This is a genomic window from Nonomuraea sp. NPDC003214, assembly GCF_053590035.1.
In genome coordinates this window covers 208,926-234,865 of record NZ_JBSFSX010000004.1, presented here as the reverse complement: position 1 = coordinate 234,865, position 25,940 = coordinate 208,926, and the positions used below count along the sequence as shown (strand labels likewise).

Annotated in this window: 22 protein-coding genes; 16 read left to right on the top strand and 6 right to left on the bottom strand. The window is 74.0% G+C overall.

Going from position 1 to position 25,940, the window contains the following annotated elements:
- Positions 1–194: 194 nt before the first annotated feature.
- From ACWDXC_RS13510 to ACWDXC_RS13480, 7 genes are all read left to right on the top strand, one after another.
- A complete protein-coding gene (locus tag ACWDXC_RS13510; RefSeq protein ID WP_449981300.1) occupies positions 195–1,136 on the top strand; it encodes an ATP-binding cassette domain-containing protein in 942 nt (313 codons plus the stop codon).
- 5 nt (positions 1,137–1,141) lie between these two features.
- Positions 1,142–1,954: an ABC transporter permease gene (locus ACWDXC_RS13505; protein WP_219517434.1), complete on the top strand. Its 813-nt coding sequence runs from the start codon at positions 1,142–1,144 to the stop codon at positions 1,952–1,954.
- 22 nt (positions 1,955–1,976) lie between these two features.
- Positions 1,977–3,110 (top strand): YcaO-like family protein, encoded by a 1,134-nt coding sequence (locus tag ACWDXC_RS13500; RefSeq protein ID WP_357586824.1) that lies wholly within the window; start codon positions 1,977–1,979, stop codon positions 3,108–3,110.
- A complete protein-coding gene (locus ACWDXC_RS13495) occupies positions 3,110–4,474 on the top strand; it encodes a TfuA-like protein (RefSeq protein ID WP_449981298.1) in 1,365 nt (454 codons plus the stop codon). The genes ACWDXC_RS13500 and ACWDXC_RS13495 overlap by 1 nt, the downstream gene beginning before the upstream one ends.
- A complete protein-coding gene (locus ACWDXC_RS13490; protein ID WP_449981296.1) occupies positions 4,471–5,694 on the top strand; it encodes a cytochrome P450 family protein in 1,224 nt (407 codons plus the stop codon). The genes ACWDXC_RS13495 and ACWDXC_RS13490 overlap by 4 nt, the downstream gene beginning before the upstream one ends.
- Positions 5,691–6,716, top strand: coding sequence for a methyltransferase (locus ACWDXC_RS13485; protein WP_449981294.1), 1,026 nt, complete (start codon positions 5,691–5,693; stop codon positions 6,714–6,716). The genes ACWDXC_RS13490 and ACWDXC_RS13485 overlap by 4 nt, the downstream gene beginning before the upstream one ends.
- 167 nt (positions 6,717–6,883) lie before the next feature.
- The gene (locus tag ACWDXC_RS13480) at positions 6,884–7,591 is read left to right on the top strand and encodes a response regulator transcription factor (protein WP_364170279.1); all 708 of its coding nucleotides are present in this window, start codon (positions 6,884–6,886) and stop codon (positions 7,589–7,591) included.
- Here ACWDXC_RS13480 and ACWDXC_RS13475 read toward each other — a convergent pair.
- The 4 genes from ACWDXC_RS13475 to ACWDXC_RS13460 all read right to left on the bottom strand — a co-directional run bounded on the left by ACWDXC_RS13475 (position 7,551) and on the right by ACWDXC_RS13460 (position 11,043).
- Complete coding sequence (locus ACWDXC_RS13475; RefSeq protein WP_449981292.1) at positions 7,551–8,939, bottom strand: NAD(P)/FAD-dependent oxidoreductase; 1,389 nt, start codon at positions 8,937–8,939, stop codon at positions 7,551–7,553. The two genes, ACWDXC_RS13480 and ACWDXC_RS13475, sit on opposite strands and share 41 nt — an antisense overlap.
- Positions 8,936–9,220: a PqqD family protein gene (locus ACWDXC_RS13470; protein ID WP_219517442.1), complete on the bottom strand. Its 285-nt coding sequence runs from the start codon at positions 9,218–9,220 to the stop codon at positions 8,936–8,938. The genes ACWDXC_RS13475 and ACWDXC_RS13470 overlap by 4 nt, the downstream gene beginning before the upstream one ends.
- Positions 9,221–9,232: 12 nt before the next feature.
- On the bottom strand, positions 9,233–10,675 hold the full coding sequence (gene stsB, locus ACWDXC_RS13465) for a StsB family radical SAM/SPASM domain sactipeptide maturase (RefSeq protein ID WP_449981290.1): 1,443 nt from the start codon (positions 10,673–10,675) through the stop codon (positions 9,233–9,235).
- A 98-nt stretch (positions 10,676–10,773) separates the two neighbouring features.
- Positions 10,774–11,043, bottom strand: coding sequence for a StsA-related sactipeptide RiPP (locus tag ACWDXC_RS13460; RefSeq protein ID WP_219517446.1), 270 nt, complete (start codon positions 11,041–11,043; stop codon positions 10,774–10,776).
- A gap of 213 nt (positions 11,044–11,256) precedes the next feature.
- Here ACWDXC_RS13460 and ACWDXC_RS13455 point away from each other — a divergent pair, with 213 nt between their 5' ends.
- The 5 genes from ACWDXC_RS13455 to ACWDXC_RS13435 all read left to right on the top strand — a co-directional run bounded on the left by ACWDXC_RS13455 (position 11,257) and on the right by ACWDXC_RS13435 (position 18,855).
- A complete protein-coding gene (locus ACWDXC_RS13455) occupies positions 11,257–11,457 on the top strand; it encodes an aroma-sacti cluster domain-containing protein (RefSeq protein ID WP_219517448.1) in 201 nt (66 codons plus the stop codon).
- A complete protein-coding gene (locus ACWDXC_RS13450; RefSeq protein WP_449981288.1) occupies positions 11,454–14,546 on the top strand; it encodes an AAA family ATPase in 3,093 nt (1,030 codons plus the stop codon). Before ACWDXC_RS13455 ends, ACWDXC_RS13450 begins: the two co-directional genes overlap by 4 nt.
- A gap of 2 nt (positions 14,547–14,548) precedes the next feature.
- Positions 14,549–15,418, top strand: a complete 870-nt coding sequence (locus ACWDXC_RS13445) for a S8 family serine peptidase (protein ID WP_219514662.1) — start codon at positions 14,549–14,551, stop codon at positions 15,416–15,418.
- Positions 15,408–16,010 carry a GAF domain-containing protein gene (locus ACWDXC_RS13440; RefSeq protein ID WP_219514664.1) on the top strand — a complete coding sequence of 201 codons (603 nt, stop codon included), beginning with the start codon at positions 15,408–15,410 and terminating at the stop codon, positions 16,008–16,010. The genes ACWDXC_RS13445 and ACWDXC_RS13440 overlap by 11 nt, the downstream gene beginning before the upstream one ends.
- Before the next feature lie 208 nt (positions 16,011–16,218).
- A complete protein-coding gene (locus ACWDXC_RS13435) occupies positions 16,219–18,855 on the top strand; it encodes a LuxR C-terminal-related transcriptional regulator (RefSeq protein WP_449981285.1) in 2,637 nt (878 codons plus the stop codon).
- Between the two features lie 9 nt (positions 18,856–18,864).
- Here the strand turns inward: ACWDXC_RS13435 and dop are convergent, their stop codons facing one another.
- Entirely contained in the window at positions 18,865–20,379 is a 1,515-nt protein-coding gene (gene dop / locus ACWDXC_RS13430) for a depupylase/deamidase Dop (protein WP_246646523.1), read from the bottom strand.
- Between the two features lie 85 nt (positions 20,380–20,464).
- Positions 20,465–21,589 carry an acyltransferase family protein gene (locus ACWDXC_RS13425; protein WP_219514673.1) on the bottom strand — a complete coding sequence of 375 codons (1,125 nt, stop codon included), beginning with the start codon at positions 21,587–21,589 and terminating at the stop codon, positions 20,465–20,467.
- Positions 21,590–21,728: 139 nt separating this feature from the next.
- Here ACWDXC_RS13425 and ACWDXC_RS13420 point away from each other — a divergent pair, with 139 nt between their 5' ends.
- From ACWDXC_RS13420 to ACWDXC_RS13405, 4 genes are read left to right on the top strand one after another with little or no spacing between them, the layout of a single operon-like run.
- Entirely contained in the window at positions 21,729–22,598 is an 870-nt protein-coding gene (locus ACWDXC_RS13420; RefSeq protein WP_246646524.1) for an ABC transporter substrate-binding protein, read from the top strand.
- Positions 22,595–23,434 carry an amino acid ABC transporter permease gene (locus ACWDXC_RS13415; protein WP_449981282.1) on the top strand — a complete coding sequence of 280 codons (840 nt, stop codon included), beginning with the start codon at positions 22,595–22,597 and terminating at the stop codon, positions 23,432–23,434. Before ACWDXC_RS13420 ends, ACWDXC_RS13415 begins: the two co-directional genes overlap by 4 nt.
- Positions 23,431–24,192: an amino acid ABC transporter ATP-binding protein gene (locus tag ACWDXC_RS13410; protein ID WP_449981280.1), complete on the top strand. Its 762-nt coding sequence runs from the start codon at positions 23,431–23,433 to the stop codon at positions 24,190–24,192. Before ACWDXC_RS13415 ends, ACWDXC_RS13410 begins: the two co-directional genes overlap by 4 nt.
- Positions 24,189–25,808 (top strand): N-acyl-D-amino-acid deacylase family protein, encoded by a 1,620-nt coding sequence (locus tag ACWDXC_RS13405; protein WP_449981278.1) that lies wholly within the window; start codon positions 24,189–24,191, stop codon positions 25,806–25,808. Before ACWDXC_RS13410 ends, ACWDXC_RS13405 begins: the two co-directional genes overlap by 4 nt.
- The last annotated feature ends 132 nt before the right edge of the window (positions 25,809–25,940 follow it).

The following is a 25,940-nucleotide window of genomic DNA, read 5'->3' as shown; positions in this document are numbered from 1 at the left end:
CCGGGCGTGGCCGGCGAACGCGTTCATGAGGCGATGGTCATCTCGCGGCGGTGGGCGCACAACGGCCGCCTCTGCCGATCGGCAGAGGGGGAGGCTGCCAATCCGTTAGCCCACGTTTGTGGGGTTGTGCCATGCGCTGATCACAGGCCCATACTCGACCTGCAACGACATCTCCAGCGGACAGAGGGTGGGCCGTGCCGGGCGACGTGGTGACTGCGGCAGGACTGACCAAACGCTACAGACGCGCCGAGCGGCCCGCGGTCGACGGCGTCTCGTTCGAGATCGACCGCGGCGAGACCATCGGGCTCCTGGGACCCAACGGCGCCGGCAAGACGACGCTGATCAAGATGATCTGCGGGGTGACGGCCCCGACCTCGGGCGAGGTGCGGGTGTTCGACGCCGACCCGGTGCGCCAGCCGGTCGCCGCCAAGAGCGGCATCGGGGCGATGCACCAGTCCGGGCCGTTCGACATGATGCTGCCCGCGCTCGACAACCTGCGCATCGCCGCCCGCTTCCGGGGGCTGCGCTGGCGGCAGGTGCGCCCGTGGGCGCTGGAGCTGGCCGAGTTCCTCAACCTGACCGAGGCGCTGCAGCGGTTCGCCTTCCAGCTCTCGGGCGGGCAGCGGCAGCGGCTGCAGCTCGTCCGGGCGCTGCTCACGATCCCCCGGCTGCTCATCCTGGACGAGCCGTCGGCGGGGCTGGACGTGGCGGGGCGGCGCGACATCGAGCGTTTCGTGACCTGGCTGCGGGAGGAGCATGGCGTGACCGTGCTGTGGACCAGCCACCACATCGACGAGCTGGAGCGCAACGCCCAGCGCGTCCTGGTGATCAACCGGGGCAAGGTGGTGCGCTTCGCCAAGCCGCGCGAGCTGGTGGAGGAGTTCGGCACCACCCACCTGGTGGTGTCGGTCGACGACCCGGAGGCCGGCCGGATCGTGGCCGGGTGGGCGGACACCGCCCGGCTGACGGCCACCGCCGAGGAGTCCGAGGTCCGCATCCACGGCGCCAAGGTGCAGGAGGTGCTGCCGGAGCTGTCGCGCTACTGCCACGACCACGGCGTGGCGATCACCGGCGTCTCCACCGTCGCGGACTCGCTGGAGCAGGTCTTCCTCCGCATGACCGAGAACGAGGGATGAGGCGCATGGCGGCCAAGCTGACGTTCGTCAACACTCCCCCGACCGGCATCCCGAAGGCGGCCGAGCTGTCGGCGGTGCTCTACCGCGAGTACGCGCTGCTGGCCCGCAACCGGGTCTACCTGATCATGGGCCTGGCCCCGATGCTCATCTACCTGCTGCTGGTCAACACGTCGCTGAGCAACCTCATGCAGGTCGTCGTGTACGAGGGCGTCGAGGTGCCGTTCGCGGTGTTCCTGCTGCCGATGACGCTGGCGATGGCGGTGGTCAGCGCGGCCGGGACGTCCGGCATGGCGCTGTTCCAGGAGGAGATGAGCGGGGTGTCGACCCAGCTGTGGTCCTACCCGCTGCGCCGCTCCCGCTTCCTCGTCGGCAAGGTGATCGCCGGGGTGTCGCTGGTGCTGCTCCAGGCCCTGCTGGCGCTCGGCCTCGCGGTCGTCGTCTTCGACCTGCCGTTCGGCGTCGAGGCGTGGGCGGGGCTGCTGGCGGCGCTGGCGATGTCGGCGGTGGCCTTCAACGGGCTCTACCTGGCGGCGGCCATCCTCATCACCGACTACCAGGCGTTCATGCTGCTGTCGAACATCTCCATCCCGGTGCTCATCTTCAGCGCCCCGTCGCTCTACACCGTCGACAGCATGCCCACGGTGCTGCAGTGGGTGGCGGCGGTCAACCCGCTCACGTACGGGATCAACGGGATGCGCGACGCGGCCGTGTTCGGGTTCGCCGAGGTGTGGCAGGACCTGCTCGTCCTGGCGGTCCTGGCGGTCGTCAGCTACACGGTCGGCGGGCGCGCGCTGCTCAACCGCGCCCGCAACATCTGATCTGGCACACAGGCAGGGGACGATGCGCACAGACGACTCCGACCAGGTGAAGCTCCGGCTGCCCGGCACCGACCGGGCCCGCGACCCGGCCGCCACGTACGCGATGGCGCGGCGCGCGGCCCGGCTCGTCGGGATCACCCGGGTCGCGGACATCACCAGGCTCGACACCATCGGCATCCCGACGTTCCAGGCGATCCGCCCGGCCTCCAGGACGCTCGCGGTGTCCCAGGGCAAGGGCGTCACGCCGGAGCTGGCCCGGGTGTCGGCGATGATGGAGGGCATCGAGCTGTGGCACGCCGAGCAGCCGATGACGCCGGTCCTCCAGGCGCCGCCGCGCGAGGTGGCCGACCGGCTGCCCTACGACGTGCGCGCCCTGCCCGCCGCGCCCGCCTCGCTCCTGCACGACGGGCTGCCGGTCGACTGGGTCACGGCCACGTCACTGGCCGACGGCTCGCGCGCGCTGGTGCCCCGGGAGTGCGTCGAGTTCTCGCTCGTGCGCAGGACCGGCTGGACCGCTCCCGCGTTCCTGTCCTCGACCAACGGCCTGGCCAGCGGCAACACCGTGACCGAGGCCGTGCTGCACGCCCTGTACGAAGTGATCGAGCGTGACGCCGTCACCGCGGCGCTCGCCTCGGGCGGCAGGGGCGCGCTCGCCGACCCGGCCACGCTCGGATCGCCGGTCGTCGACGGCCTGTGCGAGGCCATGGCCCGCGCCCGCGTCGCCCTGGAGGTCAGGTCCGTGCCGTCGCCGACCGGGCTGCCGTGCTTCCTGGCGCGGATCACCTGCGACGACTACCCGCCGGCGTTCATGGGGTTCGGCTGCCATCTCAGCTCCGAGATCGCGCTGACCAGGGCGATCACCGAGGCGGCGCAGGCCAGGCTCGGCTACGTGTCGGGCGCGCGGGACGACCTGCTGCCCGGCACGCACGACGCCGCGCTCGGACGCGGCCCGCTCCCCCGGCCCGCCGGCGGAGCCGCGATCCGCGGGCAGACGGCGCACGAGAGCCTGCTCGACGACCTGCGCGAGGTGGTCAAGCGGGCCGCCGAGGCGTTCTCCTGCGTCCCGCTCGTCGCCGACCTGACCCGCGAGGAGATCGGCGTCCCCGTGGTCAGGGTGGTGGCGCCCGGCAGCCGCATCACACCGGAGGTGCTGTAGTGAGCCCGTCCAGGACGCTGGTCTACGCCGGGCCGACGATCTCCCCCGAGGAGGTCCTCGCCGCGGCCCCGCACGCCGAGGTCCGCCCGCCGGTGGCGCGCGGCGACCTGCACCGGGAGGAGTGGCGCCGGGGCGACACCGCCGTGCTCATCGACGGCTACTACCGCGAGCGGCTGTCGGTGGGGCACAAGGAGATCCTCTGGCTGCTCGACGCGGGCGTGCGGGTCGTCGGCGCGGCGAGCATGGGCGCGCTGCGGGCCGCCGAGCTGGGCCCGTTCGGCATGACGGGCGTCGGCGAGGTCCACGGCATGTACGCCTCGGGCGAGGTCGACGGCGACGACGAGGTGGCGGTGCTGCACGGGCCCGCCGAGCGCGGCTACCCGCCCGTCACGGTGGCGCTGGTCAACCTGCGCCACGGCTGCCGGGAGGGGGCCCGGACCGGGCTCGTCCCGGCGGAGGCGGGCGAGCGGATCGTCGCGGCCGCCAAGGCCAGGCCGTTCACGCACCGCTCCTGGGAGGAGCTGGAGCGGGCGGTGGACCCGGACGACCGGGAGGCGCTGGGCACGCTCCGGCGCAAGATCGCCGGCGGCGAGTGGGACGTCAAGCGGCTGGACGCGCTGGCGGCACTGCGCGAGCCCACTGAGCCGCCCACTGAGCCGCCCACTGAGCCGCCCGTCGGGCCCGCGGTCCGCTGGGCGGCCGAGTCGGCGCTGACGGGCGTCACCCACTACGAGGCGCTGGCCTGGCGGTCGCGGCGGGAGTACGCGCCCAGCAGGTGGATGACGGACCTCGACGTGCTGAGCGCGGCCCGCCTGTACGCCGACGACTACCCGGACGTGCACGAGGAGGTGCTGACCGGCCTGCTCGCGGGCTTCGCCGCCGAGCGGGGGCTCACGACCGGCGCGTACGCGCGGGCACGACTCGGCCACGGCGACAGTGACGACGCGGGAGAGGGCGGCGGCGAGGGCTCGCTGCCCGGCAACCTGGCCTCCTGGCTGACCGAGGCCGAGCGCGACACGCTGAGCGCCGAGGAACGGCTCACGCTGGTGATGGTACGGGTGTGGCCCGTCTGGCAGTCGGAGGACTGGCGGCCCGCCGTGCTGGAGCGGATCCGGCGCTCGCCGCGCTGGCCGGAGTGGTGCGACCTGGTCGCCCGCGCCGACGAAGCCGCCGAGCGCACCCGCGGCAAGCTGGCCGTGCCCGCCCCCGCGATCGCCGGGACCGTCTTCTCCCGCCGCTGGAACCGGCCGGGCACCGGCGCCCGGATCGAGCTGGCCCGGCGCGGCTTCCTCGACATGGAGGACCTGGGCGTGGCGGCCAGGAGGTTCTTCGCGCTGGACGTACGCGGGGCCGGAGGGCGATGAGCGCGACCACGCCGGACCTGGAGGCCGACCCGTCCGCGCCCGAGCACCGCGCCGACCCGCACCCGCTGCTGCGCGACATGCGGGAGCGGGCCCCCGCCTGCCGCCGCCGGTGCCCGTCCACCGGGCGGGTGCTGTGGTACGTGACCCGGTACGCCGACGTGCAGCGCGTGCTCCTCGACCCCGCCCTGGGGCGCCAGCTCGACCGGCTGCCGCCCGAGGCCGCCGCGTTCCACCGCCGCTTCGAGCACGACCCGCTGGCGATGGTGCGGCGCAACGTGTTCAACCTCGACCCGCCCGACCACACGCGGCTGCGGCGGCTGATCGCGCCCGCGTTCGGCCCCCGCATCGTGACGGCGCTGGAGCGGCGCGTCCACGCCGTGGTCGGCGAGCTGATCGGCGCGATGGCGGCGGGCGGCCCCGAGGCCGACGTGATCGAGGCGCTGGCGCTGCCGCTGCCGCTGCGCGTCGTCGCCGAGCTGATCGGCTTCCCGCTCGACGACCTGGACCGGCTGCGCGGGTGGAGCGACGACATGCTGCGCAGCCGCGACGTGACGCGGGTGCGCCGCGCCGGGGTCGCGTTCGTCGCCTACGCCAGCGCGAAGCTCGGCGAGCGGCGCGCGCGGCCGGGCGACGACCTGCTGTCGCGGCTGGCCACCTCGCCCGAGCTGAGCCGCGCCGAGCTGGTCTCCAGCGTGTTCCAGCTGCTGCTGGCGGGCGACGAGACGACGGTCAACCTCATCGGCAACGCCGTGCTCGAACTCCTGCGCCACCCCGGCCAGCTCCGGCGGCTGCGGGAGCGGCCCGAGCTGATCGACTCCGCCGTGGAGGAGGCGCTGCGCTACAACGGCCCCGTCGGGCACTCCCGGCCGCTGTACGCGCTGACCGGCACCGAGATCGGCGGCGTGCCCGTCGCGTGCGGCGACGTCGTGGTGCCGGTGCTGCTGGCCGCCAACCGGGACCCGGCGGTGTTCGACAGGCCCGACACGTTCGACATCGGCCGCACCCCGAACCGGCACCTCGGCTTCGGCCACGGCAGCCACTTCTGCCTCGGCGCGACGCTGGCCAGGATCCAGGCGCGGGCCGCCGTCGGCGCGCTGGTGCGCCGCTTCCCCGGCCTCACGCTGGCGGCCGACCCGGCCGGCCTGGAGTGGACGCCGGAGCTGTTCCTGCACGGCGTGCGCCGCCTGCCCGTACTGCTGAAGGAAGGAGCCGGCGCGTGACGGACGAGTGGGCGGACTACGCGTACCTGTCGCGGACGGCGTTCGGCTACGCCGGCTCGCAGATCCTCTACAGCGCCGTCCGGCTGGGCCTGCCGGACGCGCTCGCCGACGGCCCGCTGCCCGTCGAGAAGCTGGCTGGCGCCGTGGGAGCCGACCCGGCGGCGCTGAGGCGGCTGGCGCGGGCGCTGGTGGTGCTCGGCGTGCTCCGCGAGACGGCGCCGGGGCAGCTCGCGCTGGCCGAGCTCGGCCGGCCGCTGTGCGCCGGCCACCCCAGGTCGATGCGCTCCAGCGTGCTGCTGTTCGGCGACCCGGCCGTCTGGAGCGCCTGGGGCGCGCTCAGCGACAGCGTGCTGACCGGCGAGCCGGCCTTCGACCGGGTGCACGGCCGGCCGCTGTTCGACCACCTCGCCGGCGACGCCGGGCTGTCGCGGATCTTCAACACGGCGATGCGCGAGGGCACCGGGCACCTGGCCGCCGAGGTGCCCCGCGCCGTCGGCTGCGGCGGCGCCCGCCTGGTCGTCGACGTCGGCGGCGGGGACGGCACGCTGCTGGCGGCGGTCCTCGCGGCCGTGCCGGGCGCGCGCGGCATCCTGTACGACACCGCCGAGGGCGGGGCGGGGGCCGCGGAGACCTTCCGGCGGGCGGGGGTCGCCGATCGGTGCGCGGTCGAGGCCGGCGACTTCTTCACGCGCGTGCCCGGCGGCGACCTCCTGCTGCTCAAGGGCATCCTGCACGACTGGGACGACCGGCGCTGCGCCACGCTGCTGCGCCGCTGCCGAGAGGCGATCGACCCGGGCGGGCGGCTGCTGGTGGTCGAGCCGGTGCTGCCCGGGCGGCTGGACGCGCCGGACGCGGCCGGGGCCGTCATGAGCGACATCGCGATGCTCGTCTACACCGGCGGCCGGGAGCGCGACCGGGCCGGGTTCGAGGAGCTGCTGGCCGGGGCCGGATTCGCGCTGGAGGGCGTGAGCGCGCCGCTCGGCGGCACCGCGATCCGGGTGCTGTCCGCCGCACCGGTCTGAGCCCGCGAGCCGTCCGACTGGCCGGGTCACGGGGAGTCATGAGTACTTCCCACTGGCGGGCGCCCGCCTTGAGTAATCCCGCTGCTCTGGCGGTCCGGCCCGGCGCGGAGCATAGTGTGCCGGTCGAGCAGGCGCGCCCGAACTCGGAATGGTCAGGTGGCACACCGGTGGACGTGAGGCAGGCGGGCGAGACGGCGCCCGCGCTGCGGGTCGTCGTGGGCGAGCCCGACCGGGCGGTGCGCGCCAGGCTCAGGAGCGTGCTGCACGTGGGCAACGGCATCCGCGTCCTGGGCGAGAGCGGCGACCCCGACCGGCTGTGCGAGCAGGCGGCCCGCTTCCAGCCCCGGGTGGCGGTGGTGAACGCGGCGCTGCGCCAGCCCGACGGCCAGGAGTCGGCGCTGGCCATGGCCGCCCAGGCGAGGAAGCGGACCCGGGTGGTGGTGGTCTCGGACGTGCTGGACGAGCAGCTGCTCGGGCGGGCGCTGCGCGGCGGCGCGGGCGGGTTCGTGCACCGCGAGTCGCTGCTGGAGGAGATCGTGCCCGCGATCCGGCTGGTCGCCGCCGGGCACACGTTCATCTCCAGCTCGATGGTCACCCGGCTGCGCGACCGCATCTCCGCCGTGATCCCGCGCGCCGACCGGCGGCCGGCGGCGCTGACCCGCCGCGAGGCCGAGGTGCTGGCCCTCGTCGCGGCCGGCCTGTCGAACGCGGGCATCGCGGCCCGGCTCGGCATCGGCACTGGAACGGTCCGCTCGCACCTGGCGCGCATCCTGGCCAAGCTGTCGGCGGCCAACCGGGCGCACGCGGTCGGCATCGCCTACGAGTCGGGGGTCATCACCGGCGAATCGGTTCACCGCCTGCTCGGGCGCGGGTAGCCCACCAGGCGTGCAGCGCCGGGTGCTGGGCGACGGCCTCCTCCGTGGTGAGCAGGGGCTCCGGCTCGCCGGTCAGCGCCCGCGCCACCGCCGCGCCGTCCTGAGCGGGCGGCGGGAGGAGCGCCTGGGCGCGGAAGAACCCGGCGGCCAGCTCGGGGCTGCTCAGCAGGGCCCGCGACCTGCGGGCGAGGATCTCCCGCTGGAACGCGCTCGCCTCCCGTGCCCCGTCGTCGCGTGGCCGGTCCTGGGCGAGCGCGAGCCGCCAGGACGTCTCCGCCTGCGCCGCCACGGCGCTCTGCACCGCCGGGAAGGCGTCCGGGTCGGCGCCGTGGCGGGCCAGCTCGGCCGCCAGCCGCAGCGCGCCCAGCGCGGCCACCGACATGCCGTGCGAGTGGACGGGGTTGAGCGCGCACACCGCGTCGCCGATCGCGAGGAAGCCGCCGGGCAGCGCGGCCCGCTCGAAGAACCTCCTGCGGTTGGCGGTGTCGCGGTACGGGCGGACGCCACCCAGCGGGGTGGCGGCCGCCATGAGGTCGGCGACGAGCGGGTCGCGCAGCGCGCGGGCGAAGGCGGTGAAGCCCCGCTCGTCCACCGGCGGCTCGCCGCCCCGGGTGCCGGTGAGGGTGACGATCCAGCGGCCGTCCTCGACCGGGAACAGCGTCGCGCCCTGGCCGGGCCGTCCGGGCGCCGGGCGCGGGTGCAGCATGACGGCGGGCATGCCGTCGGCCAGCCCGTCCGGGGCGCGGTAGTGGCGGGTGGAGTAGGCCAGCCCGGAGGAGACCGTGACCTCCTCGACGGCCGGCGCGCCGATCGCCCGGAGCCAGCCGGGCGCCTTCGACCTGCGGCCCGTCGCGTCCACGACGAGCGCGGCGGTGATCGTCCGCGTCCCGCCGTCCGCGGTCTCGACGACGGCGCCGGTGACGCGCCGCCGGTCGCCCGCCAGGCCGAGCGCCCGCGTGCCGGTCAGGACGGTGACGCCGGGCAGCGCCCGCTCGCGCACCACCTGGTCGAGCAGCCCGCGCCCGCACGACAGGAGGCAGGCGCCGGTGTCGAGCCGCCGGAACCAGCCCTGCGCGGCGAGCACCAGGGCGTCGCCGGGCAGGGCGCGCCGCTGCGCGCCGCGCGCCAGCAGCCCCGCCACCGTGCCGGGCAGCAGCTCGTCCAGTGCCCGGGCGCCGCCGCTCACCAGCACGTGGCTGTGCCGCGACTGCGGCAGCCCGCGCCTCGGCAGCGGGCCGGGCGGGTAGTGGTCGCCCTCGACCAGCAGCACCTCGCCGGCGTGCCGGGCGAGCACGGCGGCGGCCAGCACACCGGCCAGGCCGCCGCCGAGGACGAGCGCCCGCGTCATGAAAGCGCCGGGCGCTCTTCGATCAGCCCCTGTTCGATCATGGTGCCGAGGAACGCCTGGACGTCCTTCACGATGCGGACGCTCACGGCGACGCTGCCTCCGGAGAACTGCTGGGACAGCTCCGAGACGATCGCCTCGCGTTCACCCTTGTCGGCGACGAGCGTCCAGATCCGCGAAGCCGTCTCGTTCAAGCTGTGGAAGTCCCCGGACTCGGTGTGGTACAGCGAGATGCCTCCGGCGGTCTCCTGCCATATCACAGCGTCGCTGATCTGGAGTGACACACTCCACCTCCTTTAGACGGGCGTGATGGGAAGCAGTTCGCCGACGCGGATCGCGCCGGGCGAGGGTCGTACATAGGTCTTCCAGTCGTCGAAGACCGGGTGCACGGCGTCGCTGGCCACCAGGCGCGGCGTCGTCATCTCGGGGTCGCGGGCCAGCTCGGCGGGCTTGATCCCCGACTCCAGCCACAGCTGGGTGGCGATGCCGTGCCGCAGGATCCGGCACTGGTGGCGGCTGTTGCGCCGCAGGTCGCCCGATTCGGACATGTGCGCGGCCCGGCAGCCTCCGCCGCAGGACGCCTTGATGTAGCACTTCTCGCAGTCGGCGTGGTAATCGCCGCCGTACACCGAGCTCGTCCGCATGTCGTACAGCAGCGGGGCGCCGAAGATCTCCGACAGCGACTGGCGGCGCACGTTGCCCGCCAGGTGGCCCGGTTCGGTGACGAGCTTGCACGGGTAGACGTCGCCCAGCGAGTTGATGTAGATCTCGTTGCCGCCCATCCCGCAGTTGCCGCGCACGGCGCACCGCTGGAGCGGCTTGGGCCCGTCCGGCAGGAGCCGTCCGGCCGCGGGCGAGGTCCAGGTGATGCGCTGGATGCGCAGGTGGTCCTCCCACCCGAACTCGAACTCGTCGTCGACGCCCCGGCCCAGGTTGTTGTGGTACATCAGCCGGATGTCGCGGACCTCGATGCCCTCCATGAAGGTGGCGAAGTCCTCGAGCTGGTCGACGTTGTCGGAGGTGACCAGGTGGTTGATGAGGGGCACCACGCCGGCGTCGTTGAGCATCCGCAGCGCCCGGTGGGTCTTGTCGAACGAGCCCGCGCCCCGGGTGCGGTCGTGCGTCTCGGCCGTGGCGCCGTCGACGCTCACCGTGACGGTGCCGAACAGGTCCGCGAAGCGCCGGGCGATCTCCGGGGTCCGGATCATCGTGGCGTTCGTGATGATGTTCGAGGTCAGGCCGCTGTCGTTGGCGTGCTGGACGATCTGGAACAGGTCCTTGCGCAGCATCGGCTCGCCACCGGTGAAGATCATGGTGGAGGCGCCGAACTCGGCCACCTGGGTGACCAGCGCCAGCGACTCCTCGGTGGTGAGCTCGCCCGGCAGGCACTTCTCCGAGGAGGCGTAGCAGTACGGGCAGCGCAGGTTGCAGCCGTCGGTGATGGCGTAGTAGACCTGGCTGAGCTGCGGCTCCGACATCGTGACCCGGGGCCGGTTCCCGTTGTAGTAGACGATCCAGCTCAGGATGAGCTTGGCGAGGAGCCGGTCGGTCTCCTCGGTCTCCTCCAGCCGGCCTCCCGGACGGGCCAGAGCCCGCAGGACGCCGAACTCCCGCGCGTCCAGGACGCACCGGCCACCCGACAGCGGATTGATGACCAGGTAGTCCCCATCGTGCACGAAGTAGGTCAGGTCTTCCGGTACGTCGAACAGCGAGTGGTTCCGGGCCAGCTTCCCAGACATCATTCCCCTTCACGCTCTCAGCGGCAGGTGCGGCCCCGGGCCAGGCCCGGCGGCCTGCGGCCCGGAGCCGCGTACGCGACAGCCGGCGTCGGCCGCGCCTAGTTCGCCACGGCCCCGGACCCGGAGCCGGACCAGGCCCCGCACATGCACTTGGCGTCGGCCTCGATCGAGTGGACCTCGACCTCCGGCCTGGCCCACTGCTCGCCCGACAGGACCTCGGGCAGCGTGGCCGGGATCTTGTCCTTGAGCGAGATGAGCAGGTCGGTTTCTTCCTTGGTCAAGGTGGCGAACGCCTCCTCGACCTCAGCGGCGATCGGGTCGTTGATGATCCCGGCCTCGCGCAGAGCTTCCTTCGGATCGAAGGCCATGCCCTCACCTCTCCGTGTTGGTGATGCGTTGCAGGTCGAGTATGAGCCGGTCACGAGAGGGTGGCACAACCCCACAAACGTGGGCTCTACCGGCGGTGACCTGGACCGGCGAGACCCCACGATCGTGGGGTTCCCGATCTCTTGCGATCGGCGGTGTCCCGTTTCAGCCTGGGTGTCAGGGCGCGGTCGTTCGGCGGACGAGGGGAAGAGCTGATGAGCGGTACCGGATCGGGTGTGTTCGACGCGCTCTCGCTCCTGCGGGCGGCCGGCCATCCCATCGACCTGCTCGACGAGCGGCAGCGGCGGGTGTTCGCCGAGCTCACCGAGCCGGAGGTCGCGCTGCTGAACTCGATCAAGAAGCGTCTGGACGAGGTCGCCGGCGAGGTCGAAGGACAGGAGCTCAAGCTCGTATGAGCGCACGGGGGCCGCGGCCTGCGCGCCGCAACGTCGTGGTCCTGTTCATCGACATGGTCGGGTCGACGGAGCTGGCCGAGCGCCTGGACCCGGAGCTGCTCATGCGGGTCCTGGACCGCTACTACGCCGCCTGCCGGGCGCGGATCACCGAGCACGGCGGCGTCGTGGAGAAGTACATCGGTGACGCGATCATGGCGGTGTTCGGCGTGCCGGTGAGCCGGGAGGACGACGCGCTGCGGGCGGTGCTGGCGGCGCGCGACTCGATGGCCGAGGTGCACCGGCTGGGCGCCGAGCTGGGCGCCGAACTGGGCGCCGAACTGGGCACGGGTGCGGGTTCGGCGGCCGCCGCGCGGGAGGGCGTGCGGCTGGACGCGCACTGCGGGGTCGCGTTCGGCGAGGTGATGGTGGCCGACGGCGCGGGGCCGGGCGTGCGGGTGATCGGCGACCCGGTCAACACGGCGGCCCGCCTGCAGTCGGCCGCGGCGCCCGGGGAGATCCTCGTCGGGGACGACGTCGCCCACCTGGTACGGCGGCACGCCCTGCTGGAGGAGGTGCCGCCGCTCAGCCTCAAGGGCAAGCGGGAGCCGGTGCGCGCCTGGCGGCTGGCCGGGGTGGAGCCCGACCGGGACGAGCCGGAGCCCGGCGCGGTGCCGCTGGCCGGCCGGGCCGAGGAGCTGCGCGGGCTCACGCTGCTGCACGAACGCGTGCTGGCCGACCGGCGCTGCGGCATGGCGACGGTGCTCGGCGCGCCCGGCATCGGCAAGTCGCGGCTGGTCAGGGAGTTCCTGGACCGGCTGCCCGACGGGGTGACGGTGCTGACCGGCCGGTGCCCCTCCTACGGCATCGGCGCCACCTACCGGCCGATCGCGGAGATGCTGGAGGCGCTGAACGGCGGCTGGCCGGCCGTCGCCGCGATGCTCGGCCCGCAGAGCGCGCGGGTGCTGCGCGGGCTGGCGGGCACCGGGGAGCCCGGCGAGCTCGACACCGCCGGGGTGGCGGAGATCGCGCGGGCGGTGCGGTCGCTGTTCGAGGTGCTGGCCCGGCGCGGCCCGCTCGTGGTGGTGCTGGACAACCTGCAGTGGGCCGAGCCGACGCTGCTCGACCTGATCGAGGACTGCGCGGCGTGGCTGGCCCGGGTGCCGGTCCTGCTCGTCTGCGTGGCCCGGCCGGAGCTGTGCCGGACGCGGCCCGCGTGGGGGGCGGGCGTGGTGCGCGCCCTGTCGCTGGAGCTCGGCCCGCTGGGCCGGCCGGACATGGCCCGGCTCGTCGCCGAGCTCGCCGCCCTGCGCGCCGGTCGCGCCGAGGTGGTCGCCCACGACACGGCGGTTGCGGTGCATGACGACGTCCTCGACCGGGTGACGCACGGCTCGGACGGCAACCCGCTGTTCGCCGAGCTGATGCTGGAGACGCTGGCCGAGGGCGGCTCCTCGCTGCCGCCCACCATCCAGGCGCTGCTCGGCGCCCGGCTGGACCGGCTGGACGAGGCCGACCGCGACGTGCTGGAACGGGCCGCGACCATCGGCCAGGCGTTCACCGAGGAGCTGGTGGCGGAGCTGCTCGGCGCCGGGCCCGACGCGGTGCGGGGGTCGCTGCGGCGGCTGCGCGACGACCGGCTGATCCGGCCCGGCGCGCTCCCGGGCGCGTACGAGTTCACGCAGACGCTCACCCGGGAGACCGTCTACGCGCTGACCAGCAAGCACGCGCGGGCGGACTGGCACCGGAAGCTGGCCGCCCGGGCGGGCGGCCAGGCGGGCGGCACTCCGGAGGACGCCCCGTTCCCCGGCCCCGGCCAGGCGGACGTCAGCCTGCACCTGCTGGCCGCCTGCCGGCTCACCCGCGAGGTGCGGCCGGGCGACCCGCTGCTGCCCGAGCTGACCGACCGGGCCGCCGCCTCGCTCATCAGGGACGGCTCCCGGGCGCTGCGCCGCAAGGACCTGCCGGCGGCGATCGCGCTGCTGGAACGCGGCCGGGAGATGCTGCCGCCGGGCCGGGACGAGCACCGGTCGCTGGCCGTCCGCATCAGCGACGCCCGGCTGGCCAGGGGCGAGGGCGACCGGGCGGCCGAGGCGCTGGACCGCGCCGGGGAGCTCGCTCCGGACGACCCGCGCACCGCGCTCACCTGCGCGATCCAGCGCGAGATCCTCGCCCTGCGCGCCGGCGCCCGCGGGCCGAGGCTGCCGCCGCTGCGCGAACGGCTGGCGCTCGACCCCGGCGACGAGCTGAGCTGGTGCCGCTTCCACCAGCTCGAAGCCCTGGCCCGCATCGAGGAGGGCCGGTTCGGCGCGGCGGACCGGGCGCTGCGCGACGGGCTCGGCCGGGCGCGGGCGATGGGTGACACGTACGAGGAGGACCGGCTGCTGGGCGGGCTGTGCGAGCTGGTGCAGTGGTCGCCGGCGCCGGTCCCGGAGGGGCTGGCGCTCTGCGCCGGCCTGCTGGACCGCTTCGCCGGCGACCGCGCCCTGCTGGTCCCGGTGCTCGCCACCCGGGCGCGGCTGCTCGCGCTCGCCGGTGAGCTGGAGGCCGCCGGCGAGGCGCTCGACACGGCCGACCGGCACGCCGCCGACCTGCACCTGGGGCTGCCCGCGCTCGCGGTCGCGCAGGTGCGGGGGCTGGCCGAGTCGCTGGCCGGCGACCACGAGAGCGCCGGGGACCGGTTCCGGCGGGCCGCCGCCGCGCTGCGCGCCGCCGGTCACGGGGCGCCCGCCGCCACCCTGGAGGTCTACGCGGCGCGCGAGACCCTGCGGGCCGGGGACGCCGGGCGGGCCGCCGCCGAGCTGGCGCGGCTCGCGGACGGCGGCGGCCCTCGGCAGCTGCGTGGCGAGGTGAGCGCCGCCGCGACCCGGGCGCTGCTCGCGGCGCTCGGCGGCGCCCACGAGGAGGCGGCCCGCGCCGCCGCCCGCGCGCGGGCGCTGCTCGGCTCGACCGACGACCCCTGCCTGCGCGGCGACGTCCTGGCCGACCTCGCCAGGGCCGACCGGGCCGCCGGGCGCGACCCGGCCGCCGCCGCCCGCGCGGCGATCGAGGCGTACCTCACGAAAGGAGCGAGCTTGCCCGCCCGCAGGATCCGCGACTGGTGGGAGGAGCCGTGACCATGACGCCGCCCTGGCGCAGGGACCGGCCCGCCCAGTTCCCCGGGGTGCCCGCGTGGGGCCTGTCCACCCGGCGGCAGTCCCCCGAGCCCTTCGACGTCAGCCCGCTGTCGGGGGTGAGCAAGGAGTGGGCGTGGGGCGGGTCCGACGGCTCGGGTGTACGGGTGTGCGTGCTGGACACCGGCGTGGCCGCCGACCATCCGAGAATCGGCGGGCTGGAGCGGTCGCTGCACGTGGTCGGCGGGGACGACGGCAGGCCGGTCGTGGCCGAGTGCGAGCCCGCCGACCCGGCCGGGCACGGCACGGCCTGCGCCGGGGTGATCCGGTCGATCGCCCCCGGCGTGTCGCTCACCTCGGTGCGGGTGCTCACCGACGGGAAGACCGGCTCCGGCGACGCGCTCGTGGCCGGGCTGAGCTGGGCCATCGAGGAGGGCTTCGACCTGGTCAACCTCAGCCTGTCGACGACGAGGTCCGGCTTCCGCGAGTCGCTGCACGAGCTGGCCGACCGCGCCTACTTCCGGCGCTGCCTGCTCGTGGCCGCCGCGCACAACATGCCCGTGCTCAGCTACCCGTGGACGTTCTCCTCGGTGGTCTCGGTGGCCAGCCACGACCTGCCCGACCCGATGACGTACTACTACAACCCGGCGCCGCCCGCGGAGTTCCACGCGCGCGGCGTCAAGGTGCCCGTCGCGTGGCCGGGCGGCCGGGAGATCCGCAGCACCGGCAACAGCTTCGCGGCCCCGCACATCACCGGCATCTGCGCGCTCATCCTGGGCAAGCATCCGTGGCTGACGCCGTTCCAGCTCAAGACCGTGCTCTATCTGGCAGCCGACAACACCCTGACTCACAGCGGAGAGGCCCATGTCTCCTGACGACATCGACGGCACCGAGCGCCGGCTGCTGCAGTCGGTCGTTGAAGTGGCCCGGCACATGTTCGGCGCCGCCGCCGCCTCCATCTTCCTGGTGGAGCCGGAGACGGGCGATCTGATCTTCGAGGCGGTGTCGGGCGAGGGCGAGAAGGAGCTGGTCGGCAGCCGGTTCCCGGCCGGGACGGGGATCGCCGGCTGGGTGGCGGCGAGCGGGCAGCCGATGGTCGCGGACGACGTGGCGGAGGTCGCGCCGTTCGCCCGCGACGCCGCCGAGTCGACCGGGTACGTGCCGCGCACGATCATGGCGGCGCCGCTCATCCGCTTCGAGGAGTGCGTCGGCGTCCTGGAAGTGCTGGACCGCACGGCCTCGCGCAGCGAGCTGGACGACATGGAGCTGCTCGGGCTGTTCGCCACCCAGGCGGCCTGCGCCCTGGAGCTGCTGCTGCGCATCCGGGCCGGGCGGCGCGCCGAGCCGCCGGCCGATCCGCGCGACCTGCTGCGCCGGATCGGTGAGCGCCTGTCGGCGTCCTCGCGGCCGCCCGACGCGACGGCGGTGCGCCTGCTGGCGCTCGCCGACGACCTGCTGGGGCCGTGACGGCCGGGCTGCGGCGCCGTCACCAGGCGGTGTGACGGCAGGTCTCTTTCCACATACGAGAGCGATCTTTACGTCCACTAAGAGCTATGTCACGATCACTCCGTTTTGCCGTTTGTTCTCAGGGAAGGCGGAAGTGATCACTCCCCCACCGGCACCCCCACCCTCCCGGCCCCTTGCTTCCTGGCACGACTCACTCTGAAAGGACGACATGGGAGCCAGCCGTCCGCATGACGCACTCCCCAGGAACGCATGGCCGTTCGTCGGACGCGCCACCGCGCTGCGCACCACCACGGAGGCGGCGGCGCGGGCGGAGGTGCGCGGCGTGGTGGTCGTGGGGCCGCCGGGGGCCGGCCGGACCCGCCTGGCCGCGGAGGCGCTCGCCCGGCTGGCCGCGGCGGGACACCCGGTGGCCTGGGCCGGCGCCACCGCCGCCGCCGCGGCGATCCCGCTGGGCGCGCTGCTCCACCTCGCGCCGCTGAGCGACTGCGCGGCACACGGCACCCGGGTGGTCTTCGACCGCATCGTGGAGCGTTTCAGCGCCCCCGCCGCCGAGCGTCCGGTGCTCGTCGTGGACGACGCCCACCTGCTCGACAGCGTCTCGGCCGCGCTCGTCCACCGGCTCGCCCTGCACACGCGCGCCTTCGTGCTGCTCACCGCCCGGCAGGGGCAGCCCGCGCCCGACGTGGTGACCGCGCTGTGGAAGGAACGGCTGGCCCGGCGCGTCGAGCTGCGCCCGCTCGCCGACCACGACGTCGACACGCTGCTCGAACGCGCGCTCGGCGGGCCGCTGGACGCCGTCACCCGCCGCACGCTGCGCCGCCTGTCGGCCGGGAACCCGCTGGTGCTGCGCGAGCTGGTGCAGTCCGGGCTGGAGGGCGCGGTGCTGCACCGCGTCGACGGCCTGTGGCACCTGGGCGAGCAGCTGCGGGTCACGGGGCGGCTCGGCGACCTCCTGGAGGCGCAGATGCAGGTCGGCGACCCGGCCGTGCTGGGCGTGCTGGAGACCCTGGCCTGCCAGGAGCCCCTCGGCCAGCGGGTGCTCGAACGCCTGGCCGGGCCCGCCGCGGTCGCGCAGGCCGAACGGCAGGGGCTGATCACGGTCGACCTCTGCGGGGCGCGGCAGCGCACCCGGCTCACCATCCCCGCCTACGGCGAGGTGCTGCGCGCCCGCATGCCGCGCGCCCAGGCCCGGGTGATCTGGGGGCGGCTCGCCCGGGAGCTGGCCGCGTCACCGGGCCGCCGCGAGGACGACGCGCTCGACCTGGCCGTCGCGCGGCTCAACGCCGGTCTCGGCACGTCGGCGCGCGAGCTGCTGCACGCCGCGCAGCGCACCGCGGGGCGGCTGGAGCTGAAGGCCGCAGAACGGCTGGCCACCGCCTCTCTGGACGCCGGGGGCGGCGTGGACGCGGCCCTCACGCTGGCCGAGGTCCTGTGCCACCAGGGACGCCACGCCGACGCCGCGAGCCTGCTCCCGGCGGCCGAGCAGTGCCGCGACGCCGAACGCGCCGGACGCCGGGCGATCCTCCGCGAGAAGATCGGCTACTGGCGCCGCCAGCTCACGCCGGACCCGCAGGACCCGGGCGGCGAGCGGGCCGCGGAGGCGGTGCGGGCCTGGACGATGCTGCTCGACGGGCACGTCAGGCGCTCTCTGGCGGCCGGGACGGCGCTGCTCGGGCCGGCCGACCCGCTGCCCGCCGAGGCTGCGGTCCGCGCCGCCACGGCCGCCCAGCTCGCGGCGGGGCTCATGGGCGACACCCACCGGGCCGAGGCCGCGCACGCCCGCGGCGTGGCGGTCACCTCGGCGGGCCGGGCGGTGTCGCCGTGGGCGCGGGCCCAGGTGGCCGCCGCCCGCTGCCTGGCGCTGATGCTGGGAGGCGCGCTCACCACCGCCGCCGAGGACGTGGAGACGGGCTACCGGGAGGCCGTCGAGGGCCAGCTCACCGCGCCGGTCGTCGGCGTGTGGGCGGTCGTGCGCGGCTTCGTGGCCAAGGCGCAGGGCCGGGTGGCGCCGGCCCAGCAGGCGCTGCGCGAGGCCGTCGTGCTGCTCGGCGAGCACGACCCGCTGCGGCTGCGCGGCGTCTACCTGGCCGAGCTGGCGGGCGCGTACGCGATGGCGGGTGACACGGTGCAGGCCGACGCCTGGCTCAGCCGGATGGACGGCTGTCCCCCGCCGCCGGGCGCGCTGTTCGACCCGTGGATCGAGCGCAACCGGGCGTGGGCCGCCGCCGCCGCGCTCGACCTGCTGGGCGCCGCGAACCATGCCATGCAGGCGGCCAAGGCGGCGCGGGAGGCCGAGTCGCCGATGGTCGAGGCGCTGGCGCTGTTCGACGCGGCGCGCTTCGGCGAGGCCAGGGAGGTGTCGGCCCGGCTGCACCGGATCGCCGGGGAGACGGCGGCGCCCGCGGCGGCGGCGTTCGCGCGGGCGTCCACCGCGCTGGCCACCGACGACGCCCGGCAGCTCACGGCGGCGGCCGAGACGCTGTATCACACGGGCCACCTGCTGCACGCGGCCGAGGCGGCGGCGACGGCGCACCGGCTGCACGCCAGGGCGGGGCGGCGCACGGCGGCCAAGACCGCGCTCGCCTTCGCCAGGGAACGGCTCGCCGAGTGCGGGGCCGTGCGGACGCCGCTGACGGACCTGACGGGCAGCGAGGCGTCGCTGACGCCCCGGGAGCTCCAGATCGCCAAGCTGGTCACCGCCGGGCTGCCGGCCCGCGAGGTCGCCGGCCGGCTCGGCCTGTCGCTGCGGACCGTCAACAACCACCTGGGCCGGGTGTACGCGAAGCTCGGCGTCTCCGGACGGCACGGGCTCGCGCAGGTCCTGGGCAGCGGCCCGGAAGGCTGAGCCCGCTGGTCACTCGCCGCCGGTGAGGGCGGCGACCAGGTCGGCGGCGGTGCGGCAGCGGTCGAACAGCTCGCCGACGTGCTGCTTGGTGCCCCGCAGCGGCTCCAGCGTGGGGACGCGCTGGAGGGACTCGCGGCCCGGGATGTCGAAGATGACCGAGTCCCAGGAGGCGGCGGCCACGGAGTCGCTGTACTGGCGCAGGCAGCGCCCGCGGAAGTAGGCGCGGGTGTCGGTCGGCGGGTTCTCGACGGCGCGCTCGACCTCGTCCTCGGTGATGAGGCGCTGCATGCGGCCGCGCGCCACGAGACGGTTGTAGAGGCCGCGGTCGGGGCGGATGTCGGAGTACTGCAGGTCGACGAGCTGCAGGCGGGGGTGCGACCAGGCGAGGCCGTCGCGGCTGCGGTAGCCCTCCAGCAGCTCCAGCTTGGCGACCCAGTCGAGCTCCTTGGACAGCTGCATCGGGTCCTCGGCGAGGCGGGTGAGCACCGACTCCCAGCGGTCGAGGACGTCCTTGTTCATCTCGTCCTGGGCGGTGCCGCGCTCCTCGACATACTTGCGGGCCTGCTCCAGGTATTCCATCTGGAGCTGGACGGCGGTGAGCTTGCGGCCGTCGCGCATGGGGATCTCGTAGCGGCAGCTCGGGTCGTGGGAGACGGCGCGCAGGGACTGCACGGGGTTCTCCACGGCGAGGTCGCGGCTGAGGAAGCCCTCCTCGATCATGGCGAGGACGAGCGCCGTCGACCCTAGCTTCAGGTATGTGGAGATTTCCGACATGTTGGCGTCGCCGATGATGACGTGCAGCCGCCGGTACTTCTCCGGGTCGGCGTGCGGCTCGTCACGGGTGTTGATGATCGGCCGCTTGAGCGTCGTCTCCAGGCCCACCTCGACCTCGAAGAAGTCGGCGCGCTGGCTGATCTGGAAGCCCTCGCCGCGCGAGTCCTGGCCGATGCCGACCTTGCCGGCGCCGACGACGACCTGCCGCGAGACGAAGAACGGCGTCAGGTGGCGGACGATGTCGGCGAACGGCGTGGCCCGGCGCATCAGGTAGTTCTCGTGGCAGCCGTAGCTGGCGCCCTTGGCGTCGGTGTTGTTCTTGTAGAGCTGGATGGGGGCGTTGGCGGGGATCGCGCCGGCCCGCTGGGCGGCGTCGTACATCACCCGCTCGCCCGCCTTGTCCCAGATGACCGCGGCGCGGGGGTTGGTGCACTCCGGCGTGGAGTATTCGGGGTGCGCGTGGTCGACGTAGAGCCGGGCGCCGTTGGTCAGGATGACGTTGGCCAGCCCGAGGTCCTCGTCGGTGAGCTGGGTGGGGTCGGCGACCTCGCGGGCGAGGTCGAAGCCCCTGGCGTCGCGCAGGGGGTTCTCCTCTTCGAAGTCCCAGCGCGCTCTGCGTGCCCTGGCCGCCGAGGCCGCCAGGTAGGCGTTCACGACCTGGGAGGAGGTCACCATCGCGTTGGCGCCTGGCTGACCGGGTACGGAGATGCCGTACTCGGTCTCGATGCCCATCACCCGACGCACCGTCATGCGCACCCTCTGTTCGTCCGGATCTGTCTATCCGCCGTTTATATGCCCGAGCCTATGCCCTTCACAGTGCCCCGGGGTCACAGAGTTATGGCACCGACGCCTTTTCAACCTGTACGGCGGGAGTTGTTGTGCTTTGTGGAGTTCTGCGGGGCTTGAGTAGCCGCTGGATGGGCCGTTCGGCAAAGAGGTAGATCGCGTACGACAGCGCCACGGCCGCCAGCGTGGTCACCGCGACCACCGCGAGCGGGGGCAGATCCCCGACGAGCAGGGGGATCAGGGCCGCCGCGACCACGGAGTGGAACAGGTAAAGCGGGTAGGTGGTCGCCCCGAGCGCGGTCAGCGCCGGGCGCGCCCGCACCCGCATGAGCCCGAGCGCGACCAGCGACATGACGACGAAGATCAGCGTGACCGTGATGATCACGCTGACGTCGCTGACGGGCATGTTCCTGAACCCGGCGAGCTCGATCCGGCCGTGCACGCGTTCGAGCGCGGCGTGCAGCGACATCCCGTACGACCCGGCCACGTAGAGCCAGGGAAGCCAGGCGCTGCCGTGCTTGTGGATGAGATAGAGCGACATGCCGGCGATGAAGTAGGGCGCGTACCGGGGCATGACGATCTCGTTGAGCAGCGGGTTGCCCAGCAGCTCGGCGCCCAGCGCGGCCACCAGCCAGACGCCCGAGAAGGCCAGCACGCGCCCGTACGTGACGCCCGCGATCACCAGGATCGAGATGAGCAGGTAGAAGCGGAGCTCTGCCCACAGCGACCAGTAGACGCCCGTCGCGTCCGTGACCTTGAACAGCCGCTGGAACATGGTGGCGTTCACCAGGTAGTCGCCTGGCGAAAGTTTTGGGTTGAGCGGCTTGGCGGCGGTCAGCCCGTAGAAGGCCGCCACGGCGATCAGGCTGAGCCAGTACGCCGGGTAGAGCCGCACCAGCCGGGAGCGGGCGAACGCGCCGAGCCCGCGCCCCCACACGCTCATCAGGATGACGAATCCGCTGATGACGAAGAACAGCTCCACGCCGAGGATGCCCAGCCCGGCGATCGGGGCGACGGCGGGGAAGAGCTCGGCCGGCCGGTCACCCCAGACCGAGGCGTAGGCGATCAGGTAGTGGAAGGCCAGCACGGCGAGGGCGGCGATGAACCGCAGGAGGTCGAGCTCGGCCAGCCGGCCGTCCCCGCGAGCATGCTTCGGCCGGTTCGCTTGACGCACGGCCCTTAGACGTCACAACGATCACTTCGGTTCCATTTATTCACTTCTGTCACAACAAGCATCGAAATTTTCGTGGCTGAGAGCCGTAAGCCGTCACGGTCGTTGGGGCCGGGGTGTGCCGCTCGTCACCATGTCGGCCATGCGAAATCACCTGGTCATCGCAGTGGCGGCGGTCGCCCTGCTGAGCGCGGGCTGCGGCCGGTCCACCTCCGGCGCGGCGGCGCCCTCCGTACCCCCCACCACCGGCAAGAGCGCGAAGGATCTCGTCCCCGAGGACGTCCGCAAGACGGGCGTGCTGCGGGTCGCCACGGCGGAGGGCTATCCGCCGATGGAGATGTACAAGCCCGGCACCCAGGAGCTGACGGGCGTCGACATCGACCTGGCCAAGGCCATCGGCGAGCAGCTCGGGCTCAAGACCCAGGTGACGAACGCGGCCTTCGACGGCCTCATCCCCGGCCTCCAGGCCGGCCGGTGGGACCTGGCCATGTCCTCCATGAGCGACACCGAGCAGCGGCGCCAGGCGGTCGACTTCGTCGACTACTTCCAGGCCGGCGGCTCGATCCTGGTGAAGAAGGGCAACCCCGAAGGCATCAAGACCCTCGCCGACCTGTGCGGCAAGAAGGTCGTCCTGGCCAAGGGCAGCTCCAACCTCGACATCGGCATGCGCCAGAACGACAAGTGCGACAAGAAGATGGAGATCCTGCAGAGCGAGGACGCGCCGACCGGCCTGCTGACGATCGACTCCGGCCGCACCGTCGCCACCATCGTCGACTCCCCCGTCGGCCACATGTACGCCAAGGACACCGGCAGGTACGAGGTCCTGTCCGAGCAGTACGACGCCGGGCCGTGGGGCATCGCGGTGGACAAGAAGGACACCGCCCTGCGTGACGCCGTCGCCAAGGGCCTTCAGGAGCTGATGGACAGCGGCGGCTACAAGGCCATCCTCGACACCTACGGCGTGGCCGCCAACGGCCTGCCCAAGGTGACGATCAACACGGGCGCGTCGTGACGGAACTGCCGATCGACGCGGTGCGCCCGCCCCGGCCCGGCAGGGTGGTCGCCGCCGCCCTGGCCGGGCTGGCGCTGGCCTGGCTCGCGTACACGATCATCGTCAACGAGAACCTGCACTGGGACGTGATCGTCGCGTTCCTGTTCGACTCCAGGATCCTGAGCGGCCTGCTCGTCACGATCGCGCTCACCGTGCTGTCGATGGTGATCGGCGTCGCGCTGGGCGTGATCGCGGCGGTGATGCAGCTGTCGGACAGCCCGGTGCTGCGCGGCGCCGCCGGCCTCTACACGTGGTTCTTCCGGGGCACGCCGCTGCTGGTGCAGCTGATCTTCTGGTTCAACGTCGGCCTGGTGTTCCCGGTGATCGGCATCGGGGTGCCGTTCGGCGGGCCGATGCTGGTCGAGTGGCAGGCGAACGTGCTCATCACCCCGTTCATCGCGGCCGCGCTCGGCCTGACGATCAACGAGGGCGCCTACATGGCGGAGATCGTCCGGGCCGGCATCCGGTCCGTCGACCCCGGCCAGCGGGAGGCGGCCGAGGCGCTGGGCATGTCCCACCGGCAGATCCTGCGCCGCGTGGTGCTGCCCCAGGCGATGCGGGTGATCATCCCGCCGACGGGCAACCAGTTCATCTCGATGCTCAAGACGACGTCGATGGTGTCGGTGATCGCGGGCGCCGAGCTGCTGACCGTGGCGCAGCGGATCTACCTGGGCAACTTCGAGGTGATCGCGCTGCTGGTCGTGGCGTCGGTGTGGTACCTGGTGCTGACCACCGTCGCGAGCGTGGGCCAGCACTTCCTGGAGAAGAGGTTCAGCCGCGGGGAGGCCGGACGATGAGTGTCATGGTGAGCGTGCGCTCGGTGCGCAAACGGTTCGGGTCGCTGGAGGTGCTCAAGGGCGTCAGCCTCGACGTGCCCGAGGGCGGCGTGGTCTGCGTCGTCGGGCCGTCCGGGTCCGGCAAGTCGACGCTGCTGCGGTGCGTGAACCGGCTGGAGACGATCGACTCGGGCCGCATCTGGGTGGACGGCGAGCTCATGGGCTTCCGCGAGGTGGGCGGGAAGCTGCACCTGCTCAAGCCGGCCGAGCTGTGCCGGCAGCGGCGCAAGATCGGCATGGTGTTCCAGCGCTTCCACCTGTTCCCGCACATGACGGCCCTGGAGAACGTGATGGAGGGGCCGTGCACCGTGCAGGGCGTCTCCCGGCAGCGGGCCCGCGAGCAGGCGGGCGCGCTGCTGGAACGCGTCGGCCTGTCCGACCGGGCCCACCACTACCCCGCCCAGCTCTCGGGCGGCCAGCAGCAGCGGGTCGCGATCGCGCGCAGTCTGGCGATGGAGCCGAAGGTGATGCTGTTCGACGAGCCGACCAGCGCGCTCGACCCCGAGCTGGTGCAGGAGGTGCTCGGCGTCATGCGGGACCTGGCCACGAGCGGGATCACCATGGTGGTGGTCACGCACGAGATGGGGTTCGCCAGGGAGGCGGGCGACCATCTGGTGTTCATGGACGACGGGATGATCGTCGAGGAGGGGCCGCCACGCGACGTGCTGTCCGCCCCCCAGCACGAGCGCACCCGCGCGTTCCTGGGGCAGGTGCTGTGAACGCCGACCTGCTGATCGCCGGCGGTCTGCTGGCCGACGGCACCGGCGCCCCGGCGCGCCGCGCGGACGTCGCCGTGACGGGCGGGCGGATCACCGTGCTCGAACGCGGCGCCCCCGCCGGTCCTGGCGGGGGCGGGGGCGTGGACGCCGCCGGGCGCGTGGACGCGGCCGAGGTCGTGGACGCGGCCGGGCTGGTGGTCGCGCCCGGGTTCATCGACGTGCACACCCACTCCGACGCCGTCACGCTGCTGGGCGAGGAGGCATGGGAGCTGGCGGTCGCGCCCGTGCGGATGGGCGTGACGACGGAGATCTGCGGCAACTGCGGGTCCGGGCTGTTCCCGGGGCTGCCGGAGCGGCTGCCGGAGATGCGGGCGTCGAGCCGGGTCACCTTCGGCGGACGAGTCCCGATTTTTCCGGATTTCGAGGGTTTCGCGGAGGCGCATCGGGCCGCCCCCCGCTCCAACCACCTGAGCTCCCTCGTCGGCCACGGCACCCTGCGCGCGGGCGTGCTCGGCTACGAGGACCGCCCCGCCTCCCCGCGCGAGCTGGACGTCATGCGCGGCCTGCTCGACGACGCCCTCGCCGCGGGAGCCACCGGCCTGTCGACCGGCCTCATCTACACCCCCGGCACCTACGGCGGCACCGACGAGGTGGTCGCCCTGGCCGCCGTCGCCGCCCGCCACGGCCGCCCGTACGTCACCCACCTGCGCGACGAGATGGCCCGCGTGGAGGAGGCGCTGGAAGAGGCCGTCGAGATCGCCCGCCGCAGCGGCGCGGCCCTGCACGTCTCCCACCACAAGACCGCCGGCCGCCACGCCTGGGGCAGGACCGTCCGCACCCTGGCGCGGATCGCCGAGCTGCGCGAGCAGGGCCTGGACGTCACCTGCGACGTCTACCCCTACACCGAGGCGAGCACCTCCCTGGCGGCCATGCTGCCGCCGTGGGCCAACGACGGCGGCACCCGCGCGCTGCTCACCCGCCTGGCCGACCCCGGCCAGCGCGACCTGATGCGCCGCGCGATCGCCGACGGCGTGCCCGGCTGGGAGAACACCGTCGGCAATGGCGGCTGGGACCGCATCTCCGTCGCCTGCGCCCCCCGCAACCCGGCCGTCGAGGGCCGCACCATCGCCGACCTCGGCGGCGACCCCGTCGACGTGGCCGCCGACCTGCTGCTGTCGGAGGACGGCGAGGTCACCATCATCAGCCACTCCATGCGCGAGGACGACGTCCAGCGGGTGCTGGCGAGCCCGTTCACCATGATCGGCTCCGACGGGGTGCCCAAACCCGGCCACCCCCACCCGCGCCTGGCCGGCACCTTCCCCCGCGTCCTCGGCCGGTACGTGCGCGAGCAGGGGCTGGTGACGCTGGAGGAGGCGGTGCACAAGATGACCGGGATGGCCGCGGCCCGCTTCGGGCTGCGCGACCGCGGCGTCGTGCGCGACGGGGCGCACGCCGACCTCGTGCTGTTCGACCCCGCCACGATCGCCGACGGCGCCACGTACACCGACCCGCTGCTGCCCCCCACCGGCCTGCGCCTCGTCGTCACCGCCGGCCAGGTGGCGGTCCGCGACAACACGGTCACCCCCGCCCGCCCAGGAAGGATCGTGACCCCATGACCCCCACCGACCCTGAGACCCCCGCCGACGCCGGGCGCCCCCTTGATGCGCCTCCGTCCGGCGGCGCACCCTCGTCTGGTGGTGCGCCACCATCCGCAGGTGCGCCCCTGTCCGGGGGTGCGCCGCCGTCCG